Here is a 23,044-nt window from a genome sequence, read left to right on the forward strand (position 1 = left end):
GGTGGTTAGTGCAAGTCGTTATGGGGCGCGTAGAACCGTGAGGTCGGTCAGTTCAGGTACTTGCGCTGCACGGCCGCGATGAATTCTTCCCAGGCACCGCTTGAGAACCCGAGCATGGGTCCGTCCGGATTTTTTGAGTCCCGCACGGCGGTCATGCTCCGCCGGAAGGCGGTCTCCACGCACTCGGTGTTGCCAGCACCGCTGTAGGAGGACTTGAACCAGCCACCGTCTCTGCCGGATATGCAGGGCTCGCGCATCAGATCTCCTCACGGACGCGTTCGATGAGGGCGGAGGACGAGGCCATGTCCAGCGCCTGAGCGCGAAGGTAGTCGAACGCGACCCGGTAGCGCTCCAGTTCCTCGTCCTTCTCCATGAAGAGCGAGCCAACGTGGATGTCTACGTAGACGACGTCCAGCGAGGGCTCGGCACCCCCGAGGATCACGAAGCTCCCCATAGCTGCTGAGTGCGCGCCCTTGGCGAACGGCAGGACCTGGAGCGTGATGTCAGGCGACTCGTTGGCGCGCAACAAGTGATCCAGTTGCTCCCGCATCACCTCACGCGAACCGACCACCCGCCGAATCACCGACTCGTCGAGGATGGCCCACAGATGCGGTGGCTTCGGACGGCTCAGGATCTCCTGCCGCTTCATCCGAAGGTCGACCAGCCGCTCGATCTCCTTCGCAGACAGGCGCATCTCCGAGGCATGCTGCACCGCTTCCGTATAGCCGCGAGTCTGCAGAAGCCCTGGCACGTACAGGCAGGCGAAGTGATCCTCCCGAGCCGCCTCGTCCTCTAACGTGAACAGCAGGTTCATGCTCTCCGGCAGGGAATCCGCGAAGGAGGTCCACCACCCCTGCTGCTTGGCGTCCTTGGCGAGGCCGACCACGGCCTTCCGCTCCGCCTCACTCGCCTCGTACTCACGGCACAGCGCGTCCACGATGGGCCACTTCACGGGCCCTTCTTGCGTCTCGTACCGGCTGACGGTCGCCTTCGAGACCCCGACAAGCCGACCCGCCTCCTCCAAGGTCATCCCCTTGCGGGCCCGGAACTTGCGCATCATGACGCCGAGCTGGCGTCGACGGGTAGTGGCCCGCGCTGGCATGACGACTATCTCTCCCTCCGAGCTGGCCACGACGGGGCCAGCGGCAACAAGGCTATGGGCGGCTGAAGTTGCCACACCACCGGATTCACCCTTCCGAGATTCGTGAGAAGTTACATGGAGAGACTTCTCAGTGCCATACTCGCATCAGCGAGACTACGCAGCGCGGTCGTACGGACACGGCTGGGCGCAGCGCTGACGTAGCGCCCAAGGAGTGTGGCCATGCACACGTACTCAGTCACCGAACCTCAGCCACGCCGATGTGTTTTCCCTTTCGCGGCCGAGGCCTCTCAAGTGGCCGGCCTGCGCCGAGCAGTGAGAGCGGAACTTGCCGTCTTGGGGCTGTCGGCCCTCGTTGACGAAGCGCAGCTAATCGTTACGGAGCTGGCGTCGAATGTGGTCAAACACGTCGGCCAGGGCTCCGTAGCCACTCTCGTTCTCGACGTCGGCTCAGACCAGCTCCGCATGGAACTGCACGACAAGAGCGGCAAGGAGCCGCAGAACCTCCACCCCGACAGCGACGAGGAATCCGGCCGCGGCCTGCAAATCCTTGGAGCCCTCTCGACAACCTGGGGCACGGTCCGCACGACGGTCGGCAAGGCGGTCTGGTGCGAACTGCCGCTGGCCCTGGGCGAAACCCGCTGCCGCATCCAGCGCGCAGCGACCGTCATGGAGACGTACAGCGTCACGGTCGGCGGCTCGGCCGCACGACTCACCCGCCGCCCGGTCCTGGAAGAGTCGGCAACCAGTCTGATCCTGGACCTCCTGCACTGGCTCAGCGCACACGGTCTCGATCCCGACGACATTCTCGATAGAGCCCAGACCCACTTCGAAGCCCGGCCAGGAGTCGTCTGACGTAGGAGGCCGGAGTTGCTACTCGGAGACTTTCTCGATCTCAGCCTTGAGGGCCGCGGGTGTGCGCCATGATTCGCCGAGATGGTTCCTGTGACACATGCGGTGGCAGTTGGAGCACAGGAGGGCGAGGTCGTCCAGTTCGGTATCTCGTGGCCCTGATATGTGGAGAGGCAGCAGGTGGTGCACTTCGATGTATCCCTCGCCGATCGGCCCGTAGAAGCGCTCGAACTGGAAGTCGCAGACCTCGCACCGCAGCGGCTGGCCCAGACGCCGGACTCGGTCGAGCTTGCGTCGGCGGAGCTTGGGGTCGCGCTCACGTGCGATGGTCCAGCGTGCCAGGAGGCGGCCTTCGGCCCCGGTGGCGCCGTCGTCGGAAACCTCTTCGGGCTGTTCAGGTATTCGCTGGAGCTCGCCGGAGCGGATGCCTTCCTCGATCGCTTTGGCCGCCTTGATCATGTCGGAAGGCTGGGAGATGAAGTCGGCGATCACCTCACGGTCCAGGCGCCCGCACCGAGTGGGCTTCCCGGAGTAGGCAGGGTGGTTCGACGCCAGGTCGGTGGTCTTGCGGCTGACACTGCCGACAGACCGAAAGTTGGGCACGTTCCGGGCTGCGTCGCCGTGCAGGGGGAGAGAACGGAGCAGTTTGGAGAGCTCCTGTGTCCGTGGATCGCTCTCGCGTAACTCGTTCCAGTCGTTCTCGACGACGAGAACGCACGCGAGCAGCAGTTCGTCCCGGGTCCATGCAGGGCTTCGCATGGGCAATATCGTATGAGTGTTCGCCGTGTGCGTACGAGGCGGGCGGGAGTGGAGTGAGGTTGTCCGGCAAACTTGGCGGGTCACGTTGTCAGTGGGGTATGTCACCCTCTGTAGTGGGCGGGTTGCGAAGTGTGCCTGCCGTAGCAAGCTTTGAAAGGAGGGTGCATGACTCGCGCTGAGCCCAAGTTCACCTCAGTGGAGATCTGCGCCGGTGCCGGCGGCCAAGCGGTCGGTCTGCACGAAGCAGGGTTCCGTCACTTGGCCCTGATTGAGATTGATGAGCACGCCTGCGCCACCCTCGAATCGAACGTGACAGGTAACCCCGAGTGGGATGGCTGCAAGGTTCTAAAGAGAGACCTCACGGAATTCAAGGTTGACGAGCTGGGTCTCAAGCCCGGCGAGCTGGACCTCCTCGCAGGCGGCGTCCCCTGCCCGCCCTTTTCTGCGGCAGGCAAGCAGCTCGGGGAGGACGACGAGCGTGACCTGTTCCCCACCATGCTGAGCATGGTGGAAGCCTTGAGGCCTAAGGCTGTGATGATTGAGAACGTCCGCGGGCTGCTGGAGCCGCCCGAGAAGTTCAGCCGCTATCGCGAGGAAGTCATCGAGCACAGGCTGCGTGAGGCCGGCTATGTCAAGTGCTACTGGAAGATCTTGGAGGCATGCGACTACGGGGTTCCTCAGCTACGTCCTCGGGCGATCCTCGTGGCGATGCTGAAGGAGTACGCGGAGTACTTCGAATGGACTGAGGCGAAGACACGTCCGCTCCTCACTGTGGCGGAGGCCCTAGCTTCGTCCATGCGTAAGCGCTTCAAGGACAGCGGACATCCCCAGTGGAAGACGTTCTACGAACGTTGGCTCACGGAAGCCGAAAAGGGGAGCGTTGCTCCGACGCTTGTGGGCGGATCCAAGAAGCACGGCGGTGCGGATCTTGGGCCTACTCGTGCGAAGGAGGCATGGCGCAAGCTGGGTGTGTGTGGCCTCGGCGTTGCGAACGAGCCCAAGGACCTCAAGGATCCTGATCGCGACCTTTTCGGTGAACGCGGCCCCAAGCTCACCGTGAGCCAGGCGGCGATCATCCAAGGGTTTCCTGAGGACTGGAAGTTCGAAGGCCGAAAGACCGCTGCCTATCGCCAGGTCGGCAATGCCTTCCCGCCTCCCGTTGCCCAGGCGGTTGGCGAGCAGATCATCGCTGCCCTTGAGAAGGGCACGAAGGCCCTTGCCGCGGCCCAGAGCGACACGCTCTTCGAGCTCCCTGCTCCCTCAGCTTCGCCTGGGTCGGAGCTTGGTGACCGTAGCGGCGATCGTGAGTGCGCAGCTATGAGCTGACTCATGCTCCCAGAAGCGGAGCACTGTCCACCCGGCCTCCGCAAGGCGCTGATCGGTGTCCCGGTCACGTGCGATGTTCCCGGCTACCTTGCCTGACCAATAGCCGGAATTGGTCTTCGGCGACACGTAGTGTTCAGGGCAGCCGTGCCAGTAACAGCCGTCGATGAAAACTGCGACCTTCGCCGGACGGAAGACCATGTCGGCCGTCCGGCGAAGATCTGGGAGCGGTTTGGCTGACACGCGGTAGCGAAGACCCTGCGCATGGACCAGTCGCCGGATGAGCTTCTCCGGCTTGGTGTCACGGCTCCGGATCGCCTGCATATTCCGGCGCCTGGATTCAGATGACGCCCACGAGCCGTCTGGCGGGGTCCAAGGTGTCTCTGTCGCCACTACATGCCTCCCACCTCGACTCTACTCAGTCCTGCGACGCTTTCTTCGTCTCGGGGAGCAGGGGTGCGGCCTCTACCGGGTCGGCGCTGTCAGCGACCACCCAGTACTGGCCGTCCATGAAGGCGCGCGGACGGTCCCCGTGGCGGGGCTGAGCTTGCGCGAGGCGTGTACTTACGAACTCCCCCTCCTGCGGGGCTGGGATCTTGAGCTGGGCAGCAGCGGCTTGGTGATTGGGATAGTCACCGAAGATCACGATGCCTTCGGGCCGGAGTATGGCGCGCGCTCCACCGTTGTAGCGCACCCGTTTCATGTAGTCCTTCTGCTGTGCCAACGTGCGCACCACAGTGCGGCTGACGGGCCGCCTCTGTACGCGCCGGAAGAGCTCGGAGACCCTCGCCTGACCTGAGTTCCTGCGTGTGTTGGCGCTGGGATTGAGGATGGCTTGCCGGGTCTCGGTCGGGATGTGAAGCAACAGGTTCTCTTGGAGCGGCTCCTTGTGCCACAGCCACGTGACCAGAGCATGATGCTCCTTGGTCAACCTGAACTTGCCGTCGCGATTGCCCTTCTTCGTGACAGTGCCGCTTGTGGTGAGCTTCTCCCGGTCGGCACGGAACAGCCCTGCGCTCCACAGGCTTTGCCGGTCGTCTGCCCAGACCACGAGACAGAGTTCTCCGAGGGCCTCGGGAGGGATCATCCAGCCGTAGAGCGTCTGTGAAAACTTGCAGTCGACCTCGAGTCCTTCAATGAGGTAGTCCAGGTCCTGGCCGCCGGTAAACCCGAACTCGCGCTGCAGATTGATCTCCACCAGCGTGCCGGCGTGAGTCTTCTCCGTCTTGTGGAGATCGCGCCAGTCGAAGCGGCCGGTGTGTTCGCCGTCGAGGAGTTGGTCGACGGTGTCCCGCAGCACTTTCGCGAACCGTTGACCGTCAGGATCGAGCGTCAGCAGATGCTGCCGGACGAGCATCAGTTCCGGGTCATCGCACACGCCTGGGTGAGGGCCAGGCAGGCCAGCGAGTTGCACTTCTCGTCTCCTCGGGAGTCACGGCACAGCGGAGTGTCATGCGCCAGTCCTGTGTTTACCAGAGGGACATGCTTGCCTACTTGTCGTGATCGCATAGCGCAGTGCTCAACGGAGGACTGTAAGAGCCTGTTGGCGACGTCTGTGTGACAACTTATGGTCAGTGGCGGTCAGTTGTTGGCGCACCGTGAGAGCGAGGATCATGACTCAGACGACGTCTGATGACGTCTTACAACGGTTCTGCGTCTCTCCGCGCACCTGGGAGATCTATACAAACTGGAAGAAAGACGCACGGCGTGTGGAGGTCGCCCCGGTGGTCATGGCCCACCGAGCAGAGTTGGTCTACGAGCTGTCCACGGCGGACGTCGAGGCCGTGTGCCATCGAACGGAGCATGCGCTGGGGCAGGTGAGGCGTCTGGATGGTGAGAGCGTCGCCGCCATAGTGGACTGGCATCCTGATTTCGCCTTCACTCACGTGTTCCACGTCTGCATGGAGCAGATGCGCCGCCTGCCCTCCTACCAGGACTTTCGGTCGTACGCCTACAACGATCACTGGGGCCTGCGCATGCTGGGGGACCCTGCTAAGGCCAAGGTGCATGAGGTCTCGGCTACCGGGGTCCCGGAAAGGCTGGCCCGGGACGCCATGCGATGGAGAGTGGGCAACGCGTACTACAGCTTCTTGAGGGAGGTCTATACCGTCGTGCAGTTACGCAGTATGGGCCTTGACTTGAGGGTGCACCCACTAGCCGATGCTCTCTTCAGAGTGGACGCATGGGTGGGCAACAAAGTGATCAGCTTGCGGGTTGGAAATAAGAAGTTCCGCCAGGGAGAGGGCGCGGGCCGGAAGATGCCTCCCGAGCGCCTGCTCGCAGATGTGCGGCCACCTTTGGAGTTCGCCACGCTGGAGCTTTCCCCGGCCACGAAGTTTGGAAGTGTGCACCTGCCATCTTTAAATCACCTCTCTGCGGCTGCTGCAAGACTCTCTGGATAAACGATGTCCCGCACCGGTGCCCACGCACGCGCACGCGGGCACCCGCGCCCTGACGGCGCGAGTGCCCGCATCGTTGAGCAGACTCAGCGCAGGGCGCTGAGCTTTTGCCAGGACGGGTAGGGGAGGTTCCAGTCGCCGAAGCCGTTGCCCGTGGAGACCGTGGCGCGGGTGGAGCCGGTGATTTCGACGAGGTCGCCTCGGGTGGCGCGGTTGTAGAACCACTTGCCGTCGGCGAGGGACATGCCGACGCAGCCGTGGCTCATGTTGGTCTGGCCGAAGTAGCCGAGGCCCTCGTTCCAGGGGGCGGCGTGGGCGTAGGTGCCCGAGGTGGTGAGGTGGACGGCCCAGGGGACGTCCTTGTTGTAGGGGTCGGCTATGCCGACGGACTCGCTAGTCATATTGACCATGGGGGCCTTGTCGAGGACGACCATCGTGCCGTTCCAGGTGGGGTAGGAGGGTTGGCCGGCGGATATGGGGATGGTCTTCTGCTTCTGGCCGTCCTCGTAGACGGTCATCGTGTGGTTCTTGATGTCGACCTTGGAGATCCGGGGCGTGCCGATGGTGAAGGTCGTCGAGACATCGCGGCGGAGGTAGCGGGAGTCGCCGGTGTTCACACCGCTGAGGTGGGCTCGCAGGGTGACCTTGGTGTCCTTGTGCCAGTAGGTCTTGGGGCGCCAGTCGACGCGCTCGATGCCGGTGAGGGGGTCCATGGTCCAGCCCCAAGCGCCTTCGGTCTTGGGGCTGGTGGAGATGGAGAGGGTGCGCTCCACCGCTGCCTTGTTCTGGACCGGGTGGTCGAAGGTCAGGGAGACCGGCTGGCCTATGCCGACGGTCCAGCCCTTGGACGGGGTGACCGTGACGCCGTTGGTCTGCTGGGCGGCGCGGGTGCGGAAGGTGGAGTGCTGGACGGCGGACTTGCCGGCGGCGTTGGTGGCCGTGGCCTCGACGGTGTAGGTCGTGCCCGGGGTCATGGTGCGGGTGGAGCGCCAACTGCTCTTGGAGCGGGAGAGGGCGCCGGTCACCGTGGCGGCCTGGGAACCGGCGCCGTCGGGGACGACGCGGACCTTGGTGAGGGTGCCGTGGGAGGTGGCCACCTTGACCGTGGCGTCGGGGGCTATCGCCGCCGAGTCGCTGCTTGGGGTGATCGTGATCCGGGCGGGCTTGGCGTCGGCCGGGTCCACCGAGGCGGTTTTCGACGCCGACTGGCAGCCGGCGAGCAGGGCGACGGCGATGGCGGGCACCGTGAGGGTGCTGAGGGTGCGCAGGGAACGGACGGAGAGCAGCACAGAGGACCTCTTGCGGGAGTCGTGAGGGGCGGTGGGACGGGAGGAGCGGGTCAGCAACGCCTCTTCGCCTCCTCGGGGTTGTTCCGGTACGGGCCGGGGGAGGCGGTGGCGGTGGGATCGAGGCGCCAGAGCGCGACCGATACGCAGTAGGCGGAGGGACCGTCGGTGTAGTCGCCGGACGGGCTGCCGATGCCCTCGGCCTGCAGCACCCCGACCCGGGTGCCCGAGCGCATCAGGACGACGTGGGCGTCGTGCGGTGCGCGGGGCGAGTGCCAGCCGTAGGTCATGGTGGTCGGCTGGTCGACCGCGGTCGTGCTCGACGACGGCGCGTCCAGCGACTTGGGCCGGGCACAGTGGTCCTTCAGCGTCTCCTCGAGGGAGGTGAAGACCTTCGCGGCCTCGCCTTCGCTCGCATAGGCGTTGATGGTGTGGCGCGCCTGCTCCGGCTCGCGGCCTTGGTAGTTCCGATTGCGCTGGGCGAGCGGTGGCGGACCGTCGAGTCGGCAGCCGGGGGAGAGGTCGAGCAGCGGTGCCCGGCCATCGTCGGCGGAGCCGATGGCGGCGTCGACCGTCTTCCAGCGCATCATCGCGTCGAACGGCAGGGCCGAGGGGCGAAGGAGGGCGCTTGCGGGGATCTGTGCTCCCGGGACGCGGTCCGTTCGTGGGGCGGGCGGGGCCGCCGGGAGCGTACGGGTGGAATCGTCGCCCGGCAGCAGCCGCCAGGAGCCCGCGGTCACGGCGGCCACCGCGAGGACGGCCGCGGCGGTGATCGCGGTGCGCTGTCGTGCGCGGCGCCGACGGCCCCGTGCACGCACGGCTTCCGGGCCCGCCAGACGTATGGAGGGCTCGACGTCTCGGGCGATATCGCGCAGGCGCTCGTCCAGCTCAGCCATGGGAGGGCACTCCCTTCGGGTGGCAGGTGGGCGGATGGGGCGCCGGTGCCTCGGCGTTGGCGCCGGCGACGGCGCCGGCATCGGCGTCCGCGAGATGGGAGCCGAGGGTCTTGCGGGCGCGGCTCAGCCGGGTGCGCACGGCGCCGGAGGAGACGCCCGTCTCCCGGGCCACCTGCTCAATGGGCAGATCGAGCAGGTGGTGCAGGACCACGGCCGTACGCTGCTCGGGCTTCAGCCCGCGCAGGGCATGGATCAGTGCCACCCGGTCCGGGGCGAGATCGGGCAGATCGGGGGGCGGGCCATGGCGGAAGTGGGCCCGCATGCGGTTACGAGCGCGGCGCCAGGAGCTGACGGCGAGGCGCAGGGCGACGGTGCGGACCCAGGGTGTGGGATCGCCCTCGGCGGTCAGCCGGTCCCAGCGCTGCCACGCCCGGGCATACGCCTCCTGCACCGCGTCCTCGGCCTCGGCGAGATCGCCCGTCGCCGCATAGACCGCGGCCACGAGCCGCTTCGCCGTAGCCGTATAGAACTGGTCGAAATCGGATGGTGTTGATGAAGATGATGGTTCTGACATGAATCCCCCGCGCCCCCACGTGCTCCCCGCTTCTATGTAGGAACACGTCCGAAAGGGGCGGGAGGTTACAGACGACTTTCGGGTCCGCCGGATCCGTACGGCACGGGGGAGGTGTGGGGCGTCGCCGAGTTCGCGGGCGGCTGCGGGGTCCGCGGCGGCTGCGGGCCGTGCGGCGCAGGGGCGCCCCACGGGGCGTAGGTGGGCGGGGCCCCGTACTGCGGCTGAGCCCCGTAGCCGTACCCGTAACCGGACCCGGGGCCGCCGTAGCCGTAGCCCTGACTGTTTCCGTGGTCATACGCGTACCCGCCGCCGTACGGCCCCGCGGGCCAGAACGGTGCGGGCATCGTGCCCGGGGCCGGCCGGGGTGCCCGGCGGGGCCGGGGGAGCGGCACGGACAGCGCCGCGTGGGCCAGGGCGGGCTGGGCGGTCTCCCGCCGCTCCCACAGACGGTCCAGCAGCTCCTTCTCGTGGGTGGTGAAGTCCGGGCCGGCCGTGCCGCGGTACGCGCGGCGGCGGAGGAACGCGAGTGAGGTCGCGAAGGCGGTGTACTCGCCGACCGTACGGGCCGCCGCCACGCCATGGGTGCGGCGGGCGAGGTCGCGGGCGATACCGCGGGCGCGCATCGAGGACAGGGCGAGGGGCTCGGGCGGGGTGAGCCAGCCAGCGGCCTGGTAGGCCGCGAGCTGCTCCCGTATGGTGCGCAGTTCCTTGCTGCGGGACCAGAGCGTCAGCCAGGTCAGCAGCCCGAACATCGGGACCATGAACAGGGCGTAGACGATGAGGAAGCCGTAGCCGCCGAGGGTCGCCGAACCGTTCCAGACGCCGTGCAGGACCATCGCGGTCAGCAGCATCGCGATCGGTATGAGGACGCGGCGGACGCGCTGATGCCGCGCCGCCGCGGCGGCTATGCCGAAGCCCACCCCCGTCATCGCGGTGAAGAGGGGGTGCGCGAAGGGGGACATCACGGCGCGGATGAAGAAGGTCGCGGCCGTGGTCGACCGGATGCCGGAGTAGCCGAGCGTCTGGTCGCTGACGAAGGCCGAGCCGAGATAGAGGATGTTCTCGGTGAAGGCGAAACCGGTGGCGGTGATTCCGGCGACGACGACCCCGTCGACCAGCCCGTTGAAGTCGCGGCGGCGGAAGAGGAAGAGCAGCAGGACGGCGGCCGCCTTGGCGCTCTCCTCCACGAACGGCGCGATGAAGGTGGCGCCCCAGGCGTCGGCGTCGGCCTGGCCGGTCGGGGACGAGGAGTCCACGGTGGTCATGAGCCACTCGGTGGCGAAGCCGTTGGCGATCAGCGCGACCAGCGTCGCGGCGCACGCTCCCCAGGCGAAGGCGAACACAAGGTTCCGCCAGGGCTTGGGGTCGACGCGGTCCAGCCACCGGAAGACCGCGATGATCAGCGGCACGGGGAGCACGGCGAGGCCGAGCCCCACCAGGAAGCCCTTGGTGCCCGTCTGTTCGCGCACCAGCGCCAGGATGATCAGGCCGGAGAGCGAGAGCAGACCCGTGAGCGCGGTGGCCCGCAGCGCCTTGTTGTGCCAGACGCGGGCGAGACGGCCCCCCGGCCCCCACAGACCCTGGCGGGGCGGATGCGGCCAGCCCGCCGGTGCGGCGCCGGTGCCGAACCACGGGTGCTGGTCACCGTAAGGAGCGCCGTAGGGAGTGCTGTGCGGTGCTGCGCCCTGGGGCGTGCCCTGCGGGGTGCGGTGCGGTGCGCCCTGTGGTGTGCCGTGCGTCGCCTCGTACGGGCCGCCGTGCGTCGCCTCGTACGGGCCGCCCTGCGTCGCCTCGTACGGGCCGCCCTGCGGTGCCTCGTACGGGCCGCCCTGGGGTGCCGCGTACGGCGCTCCGTGCGGAGCCTCGTGCGGTGCGCCACGCGGAGCCTCGTGCAGGGCTCCGTACGGAGCCTCGTGCGGCGGCGTGACCGGTGGTTCGGGCGGCTCTTGCGGGGGCGGGGACTGATGCACTCAACCGACCCTAACGAAAGGGGGAAGGGGGACTCAGGGTTTATGCCCATCCCCTTGAGGTCGCTATGTGTCGTTGCGGCGGAAGATCAGGTCATGGACGAGGTGCCCCTTGTCCAGCCCCTGGCTCTCGAACTTGGTGAGCGGCCGGAAGTCCGGGCGCGGGGCATAGCCGCCGTCGGGCTGGGAGTTGTCGAAGGCGGGGCTCGCGGAGAGGACCTCCAGCATCTGCTCCGCGTACGGCTCCCAGTCGGTCGCGCAGTGCAGCAGCGCACCGGGCTTCATCCGGGTGGCGGCGAGCTCGATGAACTCGGGCTGGATGAGGCGGCGCTTGTGGTGCCGCTTCTTGGGCCAGGGGTCGGGGAAGAAGACCCGCAGCCCGGAGAGCGAGGCGGGGGCCAGCATCTCGCGGAGCAGGATGATCGCGTCGCCGTTGGCGACCCGGATGGTGTCCAGGCCGTTCCGCTCCGCGAGCGCGAGCAGATTGCCCTGGCCCGGAGTGTGGACGTCGGCGGCGAGGATGCCCGTGCCGGGGTCGGCGGCGGCCATTTGCGCGGTGGCCTCACCCATGCCGAAGCCGATCTCCAGGACGACGGGGAGGTCGGGGCGCGGGCCCGCCTCTGTGGCGAACAACTCACCGAGGTCGATACGGCTCAGCCCGTCGATGTCCAGGCCCCACTGTGGCCACAGGCGGCGCAGCGCCTCGCCCTGGCCCGGGGTCACCCGGCCGCGGCGGGGGCGGAAGGAGCGGATGCGGCGCTCATGGTGCGAGCCCGCCGGATCGGCCACGGGACCGCCGGGGAACATCGGCTCGCTGCGGTCACGGGGGGCGGGCAGAGCGCGCTCCACATGGGAATCGGGGGCGGTGGGGTTCTCGGACACAGTGCTTCGATTCTACGGGCGGAGGCGGGGCGGGCGGTGGGGCCGGTGCGGCAGGTGGGGCGCGGGGGCGCCGGGGATTGGTCCGGTGGCCGCCGCCCAGCCGGTTGGGGCGGTCGGGACGGGCAGCCGGGCCATGGGCAGCCGGGCGCGGCCTCGACGGTACGGCGCGGGCCCTGGGCGGTCAGGTCGGTCGTGCGGGCCCTTCGGGAGCTGAGCGTCGTGCGCGGCGACGGCCTCCGTGCCGGCGGCCGGGAACAGCCCGTCAAGGGCAGCCGTCGACAACTCGGCGAGGTGCTCGGCGGTGGCCGGGCTGGGCCAGTACCTCGCGGCGAGAGCTCGGCCCTACCTAGTGGCGGGAGCTCGGCCCGTACCTCACGCCGAGGCTCGCCCGTATCTCGGCGGCGGGGGCCCGGCCCGGCTAGTACCCCGCCCCAGCGGCCCCCTCACCCCGTCCGCAGCGGCCCCCTCACCCCGTCCGCAGGGTCTCCAGCACTCGGCGGGCGACCTCCCGGCCGATCGGCAGCGAGGCCGTGGCCGCGGGCGACGGGGCGTTGAGCACATGGACGATCCGGGGCGACTGTGAGATCAGGAAGTCGTCCACCAGCGTGCCGTCCGGCAGCACCGCCTGGGCCCGCACGCCTGCCGGGGCCGCTATCAGGTCGTCGGCCGTCACATCGGGCAGCAGACGGCGGACGGCGTCGGTGAAGGCGCGCTTGGACAGGGAGCGCCGCAGCTCACCAGCCCCGTACCGCCAGTGGCGGCGGGCGATCCGCCAGGAGCCCGGATACGCCAGCGTGCCGGCCAGCTCCTGCGGGCGCACCGTATGCCAGGCGTACCCCTCGCGGGCGAGGGCCGGCACTGCGTTGGGCCCGATGTGGACGCCGCCGTCGATGCCGCGGGTCAGATGGACGCCGAGGAACGGAAACGCCGGGTCGGGCACCGGGTACACCAGACCGTTCACCAGCGAGGCGCGGGAGGGGACCAGCTCGTAGTACTCACCGCGGAAGGGCACGATCCGCATGCCCGGGTCGTCGCCCGCCAGCCGGGCGACGCGGTCGCAGTGCAGCCCCGCGCAGTTGACCAGGGCCCGCGCGCGCAGCACCGTGCCGTCCGCCGTGCGCACCGCGACCGCGGAGGGGCGTCGGCCGATGGTGCGCACATGCGCCCCGTAGCGCACCGAGGCGCCCGCGTCCTGGGCGAGCCGGGCCAGCCGGGCCGCCACCGCGCCGAAGTCGCAGACGCCCGTCGTGCCGACATGGATCGCGGCGAGGCCGCGCACCCATGGTTCGTACTCCGCGATCTGGGCGGGGCCCAGCTCGCGCACCGGAATGCCGTTCTCCCTGCCGCGCTGGACGAGGCCGTGGAGCCTCGGCAGCTCGGAGCGCTCCGTGGCGACGATGAGCTTGCCGGTGACCTCGTGCGGAATGCCGTATTCGGCGCAGAACTTCACCATCTCCGCGGCGCCGCGCACCGCGAACCGCGCCTTGAGCGACCCAGGGCGGTAGTAGATACCGCTGTGGATCACGCCGCTGTTGCGCCCGGTCTGGTGGCGGGCCGGGCCCGCCTCCTTCTCGAGCACGGTCACGCGGGTGCCGGGCGCGGCGCGCGTGATCGCATACGCCGTCGACATGCCGACGATCCCGCCCCCGATCACCAGCACGTCGCAGTCCAACGCCGTCACGCCATGTCACCTCCCCACGTGCCACACCGCCCAGTCGCCCGACCGTCGATCCCTATCATGACCTGCACCACTGACAACGGCCCGAAACCCATGCCATGACTAGGGTCCGGGCTAGGCCCACCGGCCATATGGATCGATTCATACCGAGTCGCGCATTCCGGGCGACGCGCGTCTGAATCGCGCATTCCGGGCAGCTCTCGCCTCACCACTCATCCCGGGCCGATCACGCCCTTCAGCCCGGGCCGGCCACGTCTCCTCCCGCGCCGAGGGCCGCTCACGCCGGGGCCACCAGCAGCGGCCGGGCCTGCTCGCGCAGCTCGGCGACGCGCGGCTCGTCGCGGTATGCCTCGAGGCGGCGCATCAGGTCGCGCACGTACTCCGTGGTGCGCGCGGACGAGATCCGGTTGGCGACCTCCACGGCACGGGCGCCCGCCGCACAGGCCGCGTCCAGATTGCCGGACTCCAGTTCGGCGACGGCGGACACCACGAGCCGCAGCCCGTGGGACCGTACGAACTCCTCCGTCGGCCGGGCCAGCGCCTGCTCGGTGAAGCGCCGCACCTGGCGCGGCAGCCGGAGATCGCGATAGCACTCGGCGGCGTCGGCCGCGAACCGCTCATGGCTGTAGAAGTCGAGCCAGGACGGATCGGGGTCGCCCGCCCGCGAGCGCTCCAGCCAGCCCTCGGAGGACTTCAGGGCCGCCCCGCAGGCGGGCCCGTCCCCGGATTTGGCCTGGGCGCGCGCCTCCACGAGCCGGAAGAAGCTCATGGTGCGGGCGGTGGCCAGGCCGCGGTTGCGCTCCAGGGCGGCCTGGGCCAGGTCCACGCCCTCGTCGGCGAAGCCCCGGTAGGTGGCCTGCAGGCTCATCGACGCCAGCACATAGCCGCCCAGGGGGACGTCGGCCGCGGCGCGGGCGAGGCGCAGCGCCTGGATGTAGTACCTCTGCGCGGCCTCCTGTTGGCCGGTGTCGAAGGCCATCCACCCGGCGAGCCGGGTCAGTTCGGCGGTGGCGCCGAAGAGGGAGCGGCCGACCTCGTCGCTGTACGAGCCGAGCAGCAGGGGCGCCGCGTCCACCCGGAGGCAATCGGGAACCATGGACGAACGCCAGTCGCCGCCGCCGTACTTGGAGTCCCAGCGGCGCGCGTCCTCGGCGGCCTCGCGCAGCTTGGTGACGTCGCTGTGGCCGACGCGCTGCAGCGGTAAGGCGTCCGGCGCCGCCCCGCCCGTGGTGCTCGCGGCGGTGGTCCCGTCCTCGGCGTCCTTGGGTTCGCGAGCCACCGAGCTGTCGGCCGGAGATATGAGCCAGCGTGAGGCCGGGGTGGCGTACGCGCTTACTGAGAAAGATCCGGCCAGGCTCTGCCAGATGCCCACCCCGCCGCGCCGACCCGCGAGATCCAGCCGGTAGAGCTCGGTCGCGGCGCGGACGGCCTGGCCGATGTCGCGCGGGAAGGCGAGACCGACCTCGGGGGCCGGATCGGCATCGGCCAGGCCGATTTCGTGCAGGGGGACGGGGCGGCCGAGTTTGCTGCCGATCGCAGCCGCAATGAGGTGTGGCGCGGCGCCCTGGGGGACCATGCCCTTGGACACCCAGCGCGCGACGGACGTCTTGTCGTAGCGAAGTGTCAGGCCACGCTGGGCGCCGAGGTCGTTGACTCTGCGCGCGAGCCCGGCATTGCTGATCCCAGCGAGGGCGAGAACGGTGCCGAGCTTTTCGTTCGGCCCGCGTGGCTCCCTGGACATGCGCACCCCTCGACAGCACCGACGGCCGCCCCTGCATAACCGCGGGGCATTCGTAAACCCAGCGTAGTTCGCCGCATCCCGACCGTTAAGAGGTGGTGTCCCGGATGGCGAGATTCTTGTACGAACGGGCGTGCGGGGCGTGACGTGTGCTCCCGGTGTGTGTGGCTGTGCGCCCGTGTGTGCGCTCTGTCTCAGTCGCGGCGGGGACGTTTCGATGGGTCCTGCGTGGGTCGGCCCGCTGTACTGGATCCAGCGGGCTGGGGGACGCCGCCGCCTCATTCCCCGCGGGTGGCGGAACGGTCCGGGAGGCGAATGCCGCCTCCCGGACTGTCGTGTCGGGGGCGCGAGAGGCGGAAGTTGAGTACGTACAGGGCGTCCGCAAGACCATCGAGAGCGCCACGGCAACTTGGCTGAATAACGCCCACCACGGCCGGGCTCCCGCGTCGGGCCGGGGAGGGGGAGGCCCGACGCGGGAAGCCCTCATCCGCTCGGATCGCGCACGGATGCCGCCCAGAGCGGTGCGCCACGTAGCACCTGCCGCGGATGCCCCGGTGTGCGGCGGACACCGCGGCGCGGACGGTAAGTCCCTCTTCTGGTCTGCGGGTTGGCGTATTTTCCGTGCGCCCCTTCGTGCGCCCCTTGTGCGCCGCTCCGCATACGCGTGGATGCCCTTGCGCTCTTGCGCGCCCCAGTCGTGGCAGCATGGGCCACGGCGGAACGGTGGGTCGCTACCGGCGGTGGTTCCCTCGTGGGCTCCTTACGGATGCCTCCCAGGGAGGCGTCACCTACAGGGATCAACTCTGCGATTTCTGCGGTCATCTGTGGTCACAGGACATCCAGGAGATCCATGTTGTTGTCCGGTTCGATGCCGAAACCGTCAACATGCTGTGCATGATGGCACCTACTTCTTGGTTGCCCTGGATGCCCACAGCCTGTGGAGGCGGCGATGCGGTGGTTGGTGGGGTGGAGCAGTACCGCATCCGGCCCGGTCCCCCCGGAGGGCCGTGCGATCCAGCCGGTCGGCGCCCAACTCCTGTGGTCCGACCCCGACCCGCTGTGGGCGGTCGGCGACTGGCGGCCCGATGAGGTGCGGATCGTCCAGACCGATCCCTTCACCCGCCTCGCCGTCTTCGGCTGCTGCGGCGCCACCGACGAGGATCTGCGGGTGGGGCTGTTCGCCGCCCGCGGCGGCGCCCTGCGCCATCTGACCGCCTGGTCCGGCAGTTACACCGCCGTCGCCCAGGTCGGCCGCCGCATCACCATCGTCGGCGACCTTGCGGGCGCCCGGCCCGTCTTCCACACCGACTGGGCCGGCGGCACCGCCTACGCCACGGCCGCGCTCCCGCTCGCCGACCTCATCGAGGCGCAGCTCGACGTCGGCCACCTCGGCGCGCTGCTCGCCTGCCCCGACTCCCCCGAGGCCATGGGCGACGGCACGCCCTATATGGGCGTCAGACGCGTGCCCCCGGGCCATGCGCTGATCCTGCGCGACGGCGCCCGAGACGTCACCGGCTACGAGCCCACCGCGTCCCTCGCCGTCGCCGCGCCCCCACTCGACCAGGGCACGGCCGTGGACGCGGTCCAGGACGCCCTCGTGGAGGCCGTACGGGCCCGGCTCACCGCCCCGCGCCACGCCCCCGAGACCGACGACCTCGACCCCGGCCCGGTGCCCGGCATGGGGCCCGCCGAGCGGCGGGCGGCCCGCGGCGCCCCGGCCCCCGGCATCGGCGCCGATCTGTCCGGAGGCAGCGCCTCCGCCACCCTCGCCCTGCTCGCCGCCGGGCTCCCCGGAATGCCCGGCACCCTCTTCGGGCACGGCACCGAGGCGGGCGAGCGGCTCCTGGCCGTCACCTTCAACGACCTCGCCACGGCGGGCGGCGCCCGCACCCGCGAGGCCGAACTCGAACGGGCCGGTGCCATCGCCGCCAATCCGCGGCTGCACCATGTGGTCGTCGCCGCGGGCGAGGAGGCCCTGCCGTACGCGGGCCTCGACACCGGCGCCCTTACCGATGAGCCCGGCCCCTCCCTCGTCATCGCCGAACGCCACCGGCGCCGGCTCGCCGCGGGCAGCGCGGACCACTTCATCGGGCACGGCGCCCGGCAGGTGCTCGACGCCCACCCCGCGCGCCTCGCCGACCTGCTGCTCGACCGGCGCAGACGCCATCTGCTGCGCCCCGCCACCGCTCTCGCGAAGGCCGACGGCCCCTCCGCACAGTCCTTCTTCGTGCCCTTCACGGTCTACCGGGCCGCACGACGGCTGGCCCGCACCTCCTACCGCGACGGCGTCCAGGAGGCCGCGGTGCGCCTCCTGGAGCGCCGCTTCGCCGACGACCAGGCGGTACGCGACCCCGGCGCCGTATCCGCCTCCCTCGCCGCCCTGACGTGGTGCCGCCCGGGGCCCGCCGCCCGCTGGCTCACCGGGGAGACGCTCGCCGAGGTGTCCGTCCGGCTGGAGGAGGCGGCCATGCGCCCCGTGCTGGTGCGCCGCCCCGGGGAGCGCCGCGCCGACGCCGCCCTCGCCCGCTACGCCGCGGACCACCGCGTCTTCGAGCAGGCCGCCGAGATCCGCAGCCAGCGCCTGCACGCGCCCTTCCTCGACAACCAGGTCGTACGGGCCTGCCGCGCGCTCCCCGAAGCGCTTCGGGTGCAACCGGGGGCGCGCGCCGCGGTACTGCGGACGGTCCTCGCCGGAGCGGGCATCCGGGAGCTTCCTCCCGGTTGGGGAGCCACCTCCCACGCCGCGCACACCGCCGCCGTACGGACCGGCATGCGCACCTGGACGGGCGAGTTGATGACCCTCTTCGACGCGCCGTTGCTGGCGGACGCCGGCCTGATCGAGGCCCGCGTCATCCGTAAGGCCCTGCGCGCCGCCGCGCAGGGGGAGCGGCTGCCTCTGGACGGCCTGGCCGAACTCGTCTCGACCGAAGTCTGGCTGCGGCGCCTGCTGGCCCGCCGGGGCACCTGCTGGACCGGTACGGCGGCACCGCGGCAGCGGGCCGTGGCGGGCGGAGTGGTGCCGCGCCCGAGCCTGTGACGGCTTCCGCACCGAGGCGATACGAGGGCGCCTTGTGACACCTCGCCCCCGGGTGCCCAACGGGGCATGGCCTTTGGCGCCCAGGGAGCCGGGGCCCGCCGTGGACGAAGCCGGCGTCCTTACGGCGGACGACGGCGGACGAGTCCTTACGGCGGCGAGTCCCTTACGGCGACGAGTCCTTATGGCGGACGGGACGAAGGGGCCGCGCCGCACGGGCTCCCCAGCGGCAACGGGCAAGCTAGGAGAATGGCCCCTGTGCGGTATCTGATCCTCGGCACCACCGAAGCGCGCGACGACCACGGCGACCCGCTCCCCCTCGGCGGCCCCCGGATCCGCGCGCTGCTCGCCGCGCTCGCCGTAAGGGCCGCACGCTCCGCCCCGGTCTCCGTCGACGTCCTGATCGACGAGGTGTGGGCCGACGACCCTCCCCATGACGCGCCCGCCGCGCTCCAGGCGCTCGTCGGCCGGCTGCGCCGGACCATCGGCAGGGACGCCGTCATCTCCTCACCCGGCGGCTACCGTCTCGCGACCACCACCCCCCAGGACGACGTCGACCTGCTGCGCTTCGAGCGGCTGACCAACGAGGGCATACGCGCCCTGGACGCCGACGACCCCGGGACGGCCGCCGCCACCCTCCGTAAGGCGCTCGCCCTGTGGCGCGGCCCGGCCCTCGCCGACCTGCCGGACCGGGACGCGCCCGCCGCCCGCCCCGAGGCGCTCCGGCTGACCGCGCTGCACCGCCGGATCGACGCCGACCTCGCGCTTGACCGCCCTACGGACGTCATACCGGAGCTGCGCCAGCTCGTCGCGGACCATCCGCTCGACGAAACGTTCCATGCCCAGTTGATCCGCGCGCTGCGGGCGGCCGGTCACTCCGCCGACGCCCTCGCCGCGTACGAGGACGTCCGCCGGATACTCGCCGACCGCCTCGGCACCGACCCGGGAGCGGAGCTGAAGGAGCTCCACAGACAGCTGCTGACGACAAATGCCGAGCCGGCCCTCGGGAAGCCGGACGCCGCGCGGGGCGGCCCGCCCACGGCCGAGGCCGTGGTGCCGAGGACCGACGGCCGTGGAGGGAGCGGCGGGGGCGGGGCCCGGGCCGACAGCGGGACCATGTGGGCTTTGGACGGCCGCGGCGACAGCGCCCCCAGGGGGATGCCCGACGGCCGGGGCGGCAGTGCGGCCAGGGGCGCGTTCGACAGCCCGGCCAGGGGCGCGTTCGACAGTCCGGCGGGGGGTGGAGACACCGGCGGCCGGGCCCGAAGCCGGGGCGAAGACGGCCGGGAGACGGGCTCGCGCACCGCCGTGCCGCCTCTGCCGCACGGCAATCTCAGGGCCCGCCTCAACAGCTTCGTCGGCCGGCAGAACGAGATCGGCGACATCCTCCGGGACCTGGACGGCGCCCGGCTGGTCACCCTCACCGGCCCCGGCGGCTCCGGCAAGACCCGGCTCTCCGAGGAGGCCGCGGCGACCGTGACGGCCGGCTATCCGGATGGCGTCTGGGTAGCTGAACTCGCCCCGCTCGACCACCCCTCCGCCGTCCCCGGCGCCGTCCTGAGCGCGGTCGGCCGCCGCGCGACCATGCTGCTCGCCTCCGGGTTCGAAAGCCGCACCACGGGCCCGGACGGCGGGGATCCGACCAGTCGGCTCGTCGAGTACTGCGCCGACCGCCGGCTGCTGCTCCTGCTCGACAACTGCGAGCACGTCATCGACACCGCGGCCCGGCTCACCGAGACCCTGCTCGCGCACTGCCCCGGTGTGACCGTGCTCGCCACCAGCAGGGAGCCGCTGGGGGTGCCCGGCGAGACCATCAGACCGGTGGAGCCGCTCGCGCCCGCCCCCGCCCACCAACTGTTCGCCGAGCGCGCCGCCACCGTAAGGCCCGGCTTCGATCCGGTGGCGGACCCGGACACGGAGGCCGCAGTCGCGGAGATCTGCCGCCGTCTGGACGGTCTGCCGCTGGCGATCGAGCTGGCCGCGGCGCGGCTGCGGCTGCTGACCCCACGCCAGATCGCGGACCGGCTGGACGACCGTTTCCGCCTGCTGACCAGCGGCAGCAGAACCGCGCTGCCCCGCCAGCAGACCCTGCGGGCCGTCGTCGAGTGGTCCTGGGACCTCCTCGACGAGCGCGAGCGCACCGTGCTGCGCCGTGCGTCGGTCTTCGCGGGCGGGTGGACCCTGTCCGCGGCCGAGGCGGTGTGCGCGGACGCCCACCCCGGTGAGAACGCCCTTACGGTCGACACGGACGAGCATGGCGTCCTCGAAGACGGCGTCTTGGAAGACGGCGTCGACACCCGTGCCGCCCTTACGGACGCGACGGTAAGCCCGCCGGAGCCGGGCGACACGGTCGCGTACGACGAGACGCCCTCCCTCATGCGCTCTCATACGCGCCCCCACGCCAGGATCGCGCCCGCCGAGGTGCTGGAGCTGCTCGGGGCGCTGGTCGACAAGTCGCTTCTGATCGTCGACCATCCGTCGCACGGTGCGGCGGCGGAGTCCTCCGGGCCGCCGGGCGGGGAGCCGCGCTACCGGATGCTGGAGACGATCCACGAGTACGTCGGCAAGCGCGCCACCGAGGACCGGGCGGCCCGCGCCGACCACAAGGCCGCCGTGGCCCGTCACACCGCCCACTTCAGGGACTTCATCCGCACCGCCGAGCCCCGTCTGCGCTCCGCCGAACAGCTTCCCTGGCTCCTCCTCGTCGAGACCGACCTCGACAACATCCGGGCAGCGCTGCACCGCTCCCTGACCATCGCGGACGAGGACACCGTCATCGCGCTCATCCGCGGCTTGGCCTGGTTCTGGTGGCTGCGCAACTACCGGGACGAGGGCGCGGCCTGGGTCGGTCGTGCCCTGGCTCTCCTGGCCCGCCCCCACGGCACGGACGCCGAGGCGGACCGGCTACCGGGCGGCAACCATCCCCTTGACCAGTTCCCGCACATCCCGGCCCGGGTTCCGGACGGCGAGGACGGTGTCGACGAGGAAGCCACCCGGTACTGGCAGCGTATGGACCTGCGGCTGATGCTCTTCGTCCTGCTCGCGGAGCAGGGCACCGGCCCGGATATGAACGATCCCGCGATCCGGGACGTGGCCATACGCATGCGCGACGCCTACGCGGGCCACCCAGGGCCCCGCAGCGCGTCCTTCCCCGGTCTGCTGTGGCCGTTCACGGCCTTCGTCATCGAGGGCTTCGCCGGTGGGATGCTGCCGCTCATGGACCAGACCGTGGCCGGCTGCCGGACGCACGGCAACGACTGGGCGCTCGGCATCACGCTGATGTACCGCACCCACCTCGCCATCGACATGCCGGGCGGCATCGAGACCGTCGACGACGACCTGGCCGAGCTGCGAGAGCTGACCACCCGCGTCGGCGATCGCTGGCTGCTCGCCCAGGTGGAGGGCGCGCGCGGCGAGATCGCCACCCACCACGGCCGGTTCGCGGAGGCGAGGGCCGCCTACGAGAAGGCACTGCGGCTCGCGCAGGAGCTCGGGGCCCACACCGAGGTGCCGTTCCTCTGCACCCGCCTCGCCGATCTCGCCCTCCACGAGAGGGACCTGGAGGGCGCGCTGAAGCTGGTGGCGCGCTCCGAGGAGGCGGCGGAGCGCTGCGGTACCCAGGACGTGCGGGCCTTCAACCAGATCGTGCGCAGCGAGGCCGAGCTGCTTCGTGGTGATGTGGCGCGGGCCAGGACGTATTGCGACGCCGCTTGGCATCGTGCGGGGCGCGGCACGCCTCCGCCGCAGTTCTGGGTCGTGGCCAACGGACTGGACGGCCGTATCACCGGCCTGGAGGGCGATCTGGTCGGTGGACTGCGCAAGTTGCGGAACACTCTGCGCGAGGGCTTCGAGGCGAACTCCATGGAGCTGCTGCTGGCCCATCAGGCGGAGTCGGCGGCGGAGCTCCTGGTGCGATGCGGACAGGAGCGGCTCGCCGTGCGGCTGTTGGGCGCCGCCGACGGCTGGCGCGGTCGGCTGCCGCGCTCACCACTGGTGGCCGGGGACGTCGGCGCGACCGCGGCCCGCGCGAGCGAGGCGCTGAGCCAGGACGCGGTGGAGAAGCTGCGCACCGAGAACACGACCCTGACCCCCGAGCAGGCCATCTGTCTGCTCGACGAGGTGCTGGCCTCTCTCGACGCTACGGCTGCCGCGGACGCCGCGAACCCCTCCGACGCAACCGCGGCCCAGGCAGAGGCCGAGGCCGAGGCCGTCGAGCGGGCCGAAACCGACGACCAAGCGAGGCCCGACATCCAAGCCGAGCCCGACACCCAAGCCGAGACGGCCGACCGGGGAGCCGCACCGCCGCCCACCCGCTGACGCGGACGCATGCACGCGTATGCGCAACGCCCCGGCCCACAGCCGCGTGTCGTCACTCGTACGGAGGAGGCGAGACGCACCCCCGACCGCCCCGGCGCACGAAACGCGAACACCTGCGGGCGCCGCCCACCGGGCCGACGTATCGCCGAACCCCCTCGCGGACGGCCCCGTCAGCAAGCACCCCCGCCCGGCACGGCTCCTCGGACGTCGCCGATGTCACCCCGCCGGGCGTGGATATCG

General features: G+C 70.5%; 17 protein-coding genes. 5 read left to right on the forward strand and 12 right to left on the reverse strand.

What is annotated here, in order from left to right; translation table 11 throughout:
* Positions 1-47: 47 nt before the first annotated feature.
* Positions 48-257: a DUF397 domain-containing protein gene (locus STRVI_RS01585; RefSeq protein WP_014053862.1), complete on the reverse strand. Its 210-nt coding sequence runs from the start codon at positions 255-257 to the stop codon at positions 48-50.
* Positions 257-1,102: a helix-turn-helix domain-containing protein gene (locus tag STRVI_RS01590; protein ID WP_014053863.1), complete on the reverse strand. Its 846-nt coding sequence runs from the start codon at positions 1,100-1,102 to the stop codon at positions 257-259. Before STRVI_RS01590 ends, STRVI_RS01585 begins: the two co-directional genes overlap by 1 nt.
* A gap of 219 nt (positions 1,103-1,321) precedes the next feature.
* Here STRVI_RS01590 and STRVI_RS01595 point away from each other — a divergent pair, with 219 nt between their 5' ends.
* A complete protein-coding gene (locus tag STRVI_RS01595) occupies positions 1,322-1,954 on the forward strand; it encodes an ATP-binding protein (protein ID WP_014053864.1) in 633 nt (210 codons plus the stop codon).
* Positions 1,955-1,972: 18 nt separating this feature from the next.
* On the opposite strand, the gene STRVI_RS01600 is transcribed toward STRVI_RS01595, so the two are convergent.
* Positions 1,973-2,710: an HNH endonuclease gene (locus tag STRVI_RS01600; RefSeq protein ID WP_014053865.1), complete on the reverse strand. Its 738-nt coding sequence runs from the start codon at positions 2,708-2,710 to the stop codon at positions 1,973-1,975.
* A gap of 165 nt (positions 2,711-2,875) precedes the next feature.
* Here STRVI_RS01600 and STRVI_RS01605 point away from each other — a divergent pair, with 165 nt between their 5' ends.
* Positions 2,876-4,036: a DNA cytosine methyltransferase gene (locus STRVI_RS01605; protein WP_014053866.1), complete on the forward strand. Its 1,161-nt coding sequence runs from the start codon at positions 2,876-2,878 to the stop codon at positions 4,034-4,036.
* On the opposite strand, the gene STRVI_RS47310 is transcribed toward STRVI_RS01605, so the two are convergent.
* Both STRVI_RS47310 and STRVI_RS01610 read right to left on the reverse strand, forming a co-directional pair.
* Complete coding sequence (locus STRVI_RS47310) at positions 3,971-4,426, reverse strand: very short patch repair endonuclease (RefSeq protein ID WP_078505062.1); 456 nt, start codon at positions 4,424-4,426, stop codon at positions 3,971-3,973. The genes STRVI_RS01605 and STRVI_RS47310 overlap by 66 nt on opposite strands.
* A gap of 25 nt (positions 4,427-4,451) precedes the next feature.
* Positions 4,452-5,447, reverse strand: a complete 996-nt coding sequence (locus tag STRVI_RS01610; RefSeq protein WP_014053868.1) for a NaeI family type II restriction endonuclease — start codon at positions 5,445-5,447, stop codon at positions 4,452-4,454.
* Positions 5,448-5,646: 199 nt separating this feature from the next.
* Here STRVI_RS01610 and STRVI_RS01615 point away from each other — a divergent pair, with 199 nt between their 5' ends.
* Positions 5,647-6,435 carry a hypothetical protein gene (locus STRVI_RS01615; RefSeq protein WP_014053869.1) on the forward strand — a complete coding sequence of 263 codons (789 nt, stop codon included), beginning with the start codon at positions 5,647-5,649 and terminating at the stop codon, positions 6,433-6,435.
* An 83-nt stretch (positions 6,436-6,518) separates the two neighbouring features.
* Here STRVI_RS01615 and STRVI_RS01620 read toward each other — a convergent pair whose 3' ends face one another.
* The 7 genes from STRVI_RS01620 to STRVI_RS01650 all read right to left on the reverse strand — a co-directional run bounded on the left by STRVI_RS01620 (position 6,519) and on the right by STRVI_RS01650 (position 15,456).
* The gene (locus tag STRVI_RS01620) at positions 6,519-7,721 is read right to left on the reverse strand and encodes a L,D-transpeptidase (RefSeq protein WP_050993603.1); all 1,203 of its coding nucleotides are present in this window, start codon (positions 7,719-7,721) and stop codon (positions 6,519-6,521) included.
* 50 nt (positions 7,722-7,771) lie between these two features.
* Positions 7,772-8,614: a hypothetical protein gene (locus tag STRVI_RS01625; RefSeq protein ID WP_014053871.1), complete on the reverse strand. Its 843-nt coding sequence runs from the start codon at positions 8,612-8,614 to the stop codon at positions 7,772-7,774.
* A complete protein-coding gene (locus tag STRVI_RS01630) occupies positions 8,607-9,188 on the reverse strand; it encodes a SigE family RNA polymerase sigma factor (protein ID WP_014053872.1) in 582 nt (193 codons plus the stop codon). Before STRVI_RS01630 ends, STRVI_RS01625 begins: the two co-directional genes overlap by 8 nt.
* A gap of 65 nt (positions 9,189-9,253) precedes the next feature.
* Entirely contained in the window at positions 9,254-10,765 is a 1,512-nt protein-coding gene (locus STRVI_RS01635; RefSeq protein WP_063644351.1) for a PrsW family intramembrane metalloprotease, read from the reverse strand.
* 456 nt (positions 10,766-11,221) lie between these two features.
* On the reverse strand, positions 11,222-12,037 hold the full coding sequence (trmB, locus tag STRVI_RS01640; RefSeq protein WP_014053874.1) for a tRNA (guanosine(46)-N7)-methyltransferase TrmB: 816 nt from the start codon (positions 12,035-12,037) through the stop codon (positions 11,222-11,224).
* Positions 12,038-12,503: 466 nt separating this feature from the next.
* Positions 12,504-13,718: an L-2-hydroxyglutarate oxidase gene (lhgO, locus tag STRVI_RS01645; RefSeq protein WP_014053875.1), complete on the reverse strand. Its 1,215-nt coding sequence runs from the start codon at positions 13,716-13,718 to the stop codon at positions 12,504-12,506.
* 274 nt (positions 13,719-13,992) lie between these two features.
* Positions 13,993-15,456 (reverse strand): hypothetical protein, encoded by a 1,464-nt coding sequence (locus STRVI_RS01650; protein WP_014053876.1) that lies wholly within the window; start codon positions 15,454-15,456, stop codon positions 13,993-13,995.
* A gap of 946 nt (positions 15,457-16,402) precedes the next feature.
* Between STRVI_RS01650 and STRVI_RS01655 the strand changes: the two genes are divergently transcribed.
* Entirely contained in the window at positions 16,403-18,490 is a 2,088-nt protein-coding gene (locus STRVI_RS01655; RefSeq protein WP_014053877.1) for an asparagine synthase-related protein, read from the forward strand.
* A 255-nt stretch (positions 18,491-18,745) separates the two neighbouring features.
* The gene (locus STRVI_RS51675; protein WP_014053878.1) at positions 18,746-22,804 is read left to right on the forward strand and encodes an AfsR/SARP family transcriptional regulator; all 4,059 of its coding nucleotides are present in this window, start codon (positions 18,746-18,748) and stop codon (positions 22,802-22,804) included.
* Positions 22,805-23,044: the final 240 nt, after the last annotated feature.

The sequence above is a fragment of the Streptomyces violaceusniger Tu 4113 genome (assembly GCF_000147815.2).
GTDB lineage: Bacteria > Actinomycetota > Actinomycetes > Streptomycetales > Streptomycetaceae > Streptomyces > Streptomyces violaceusniger_A.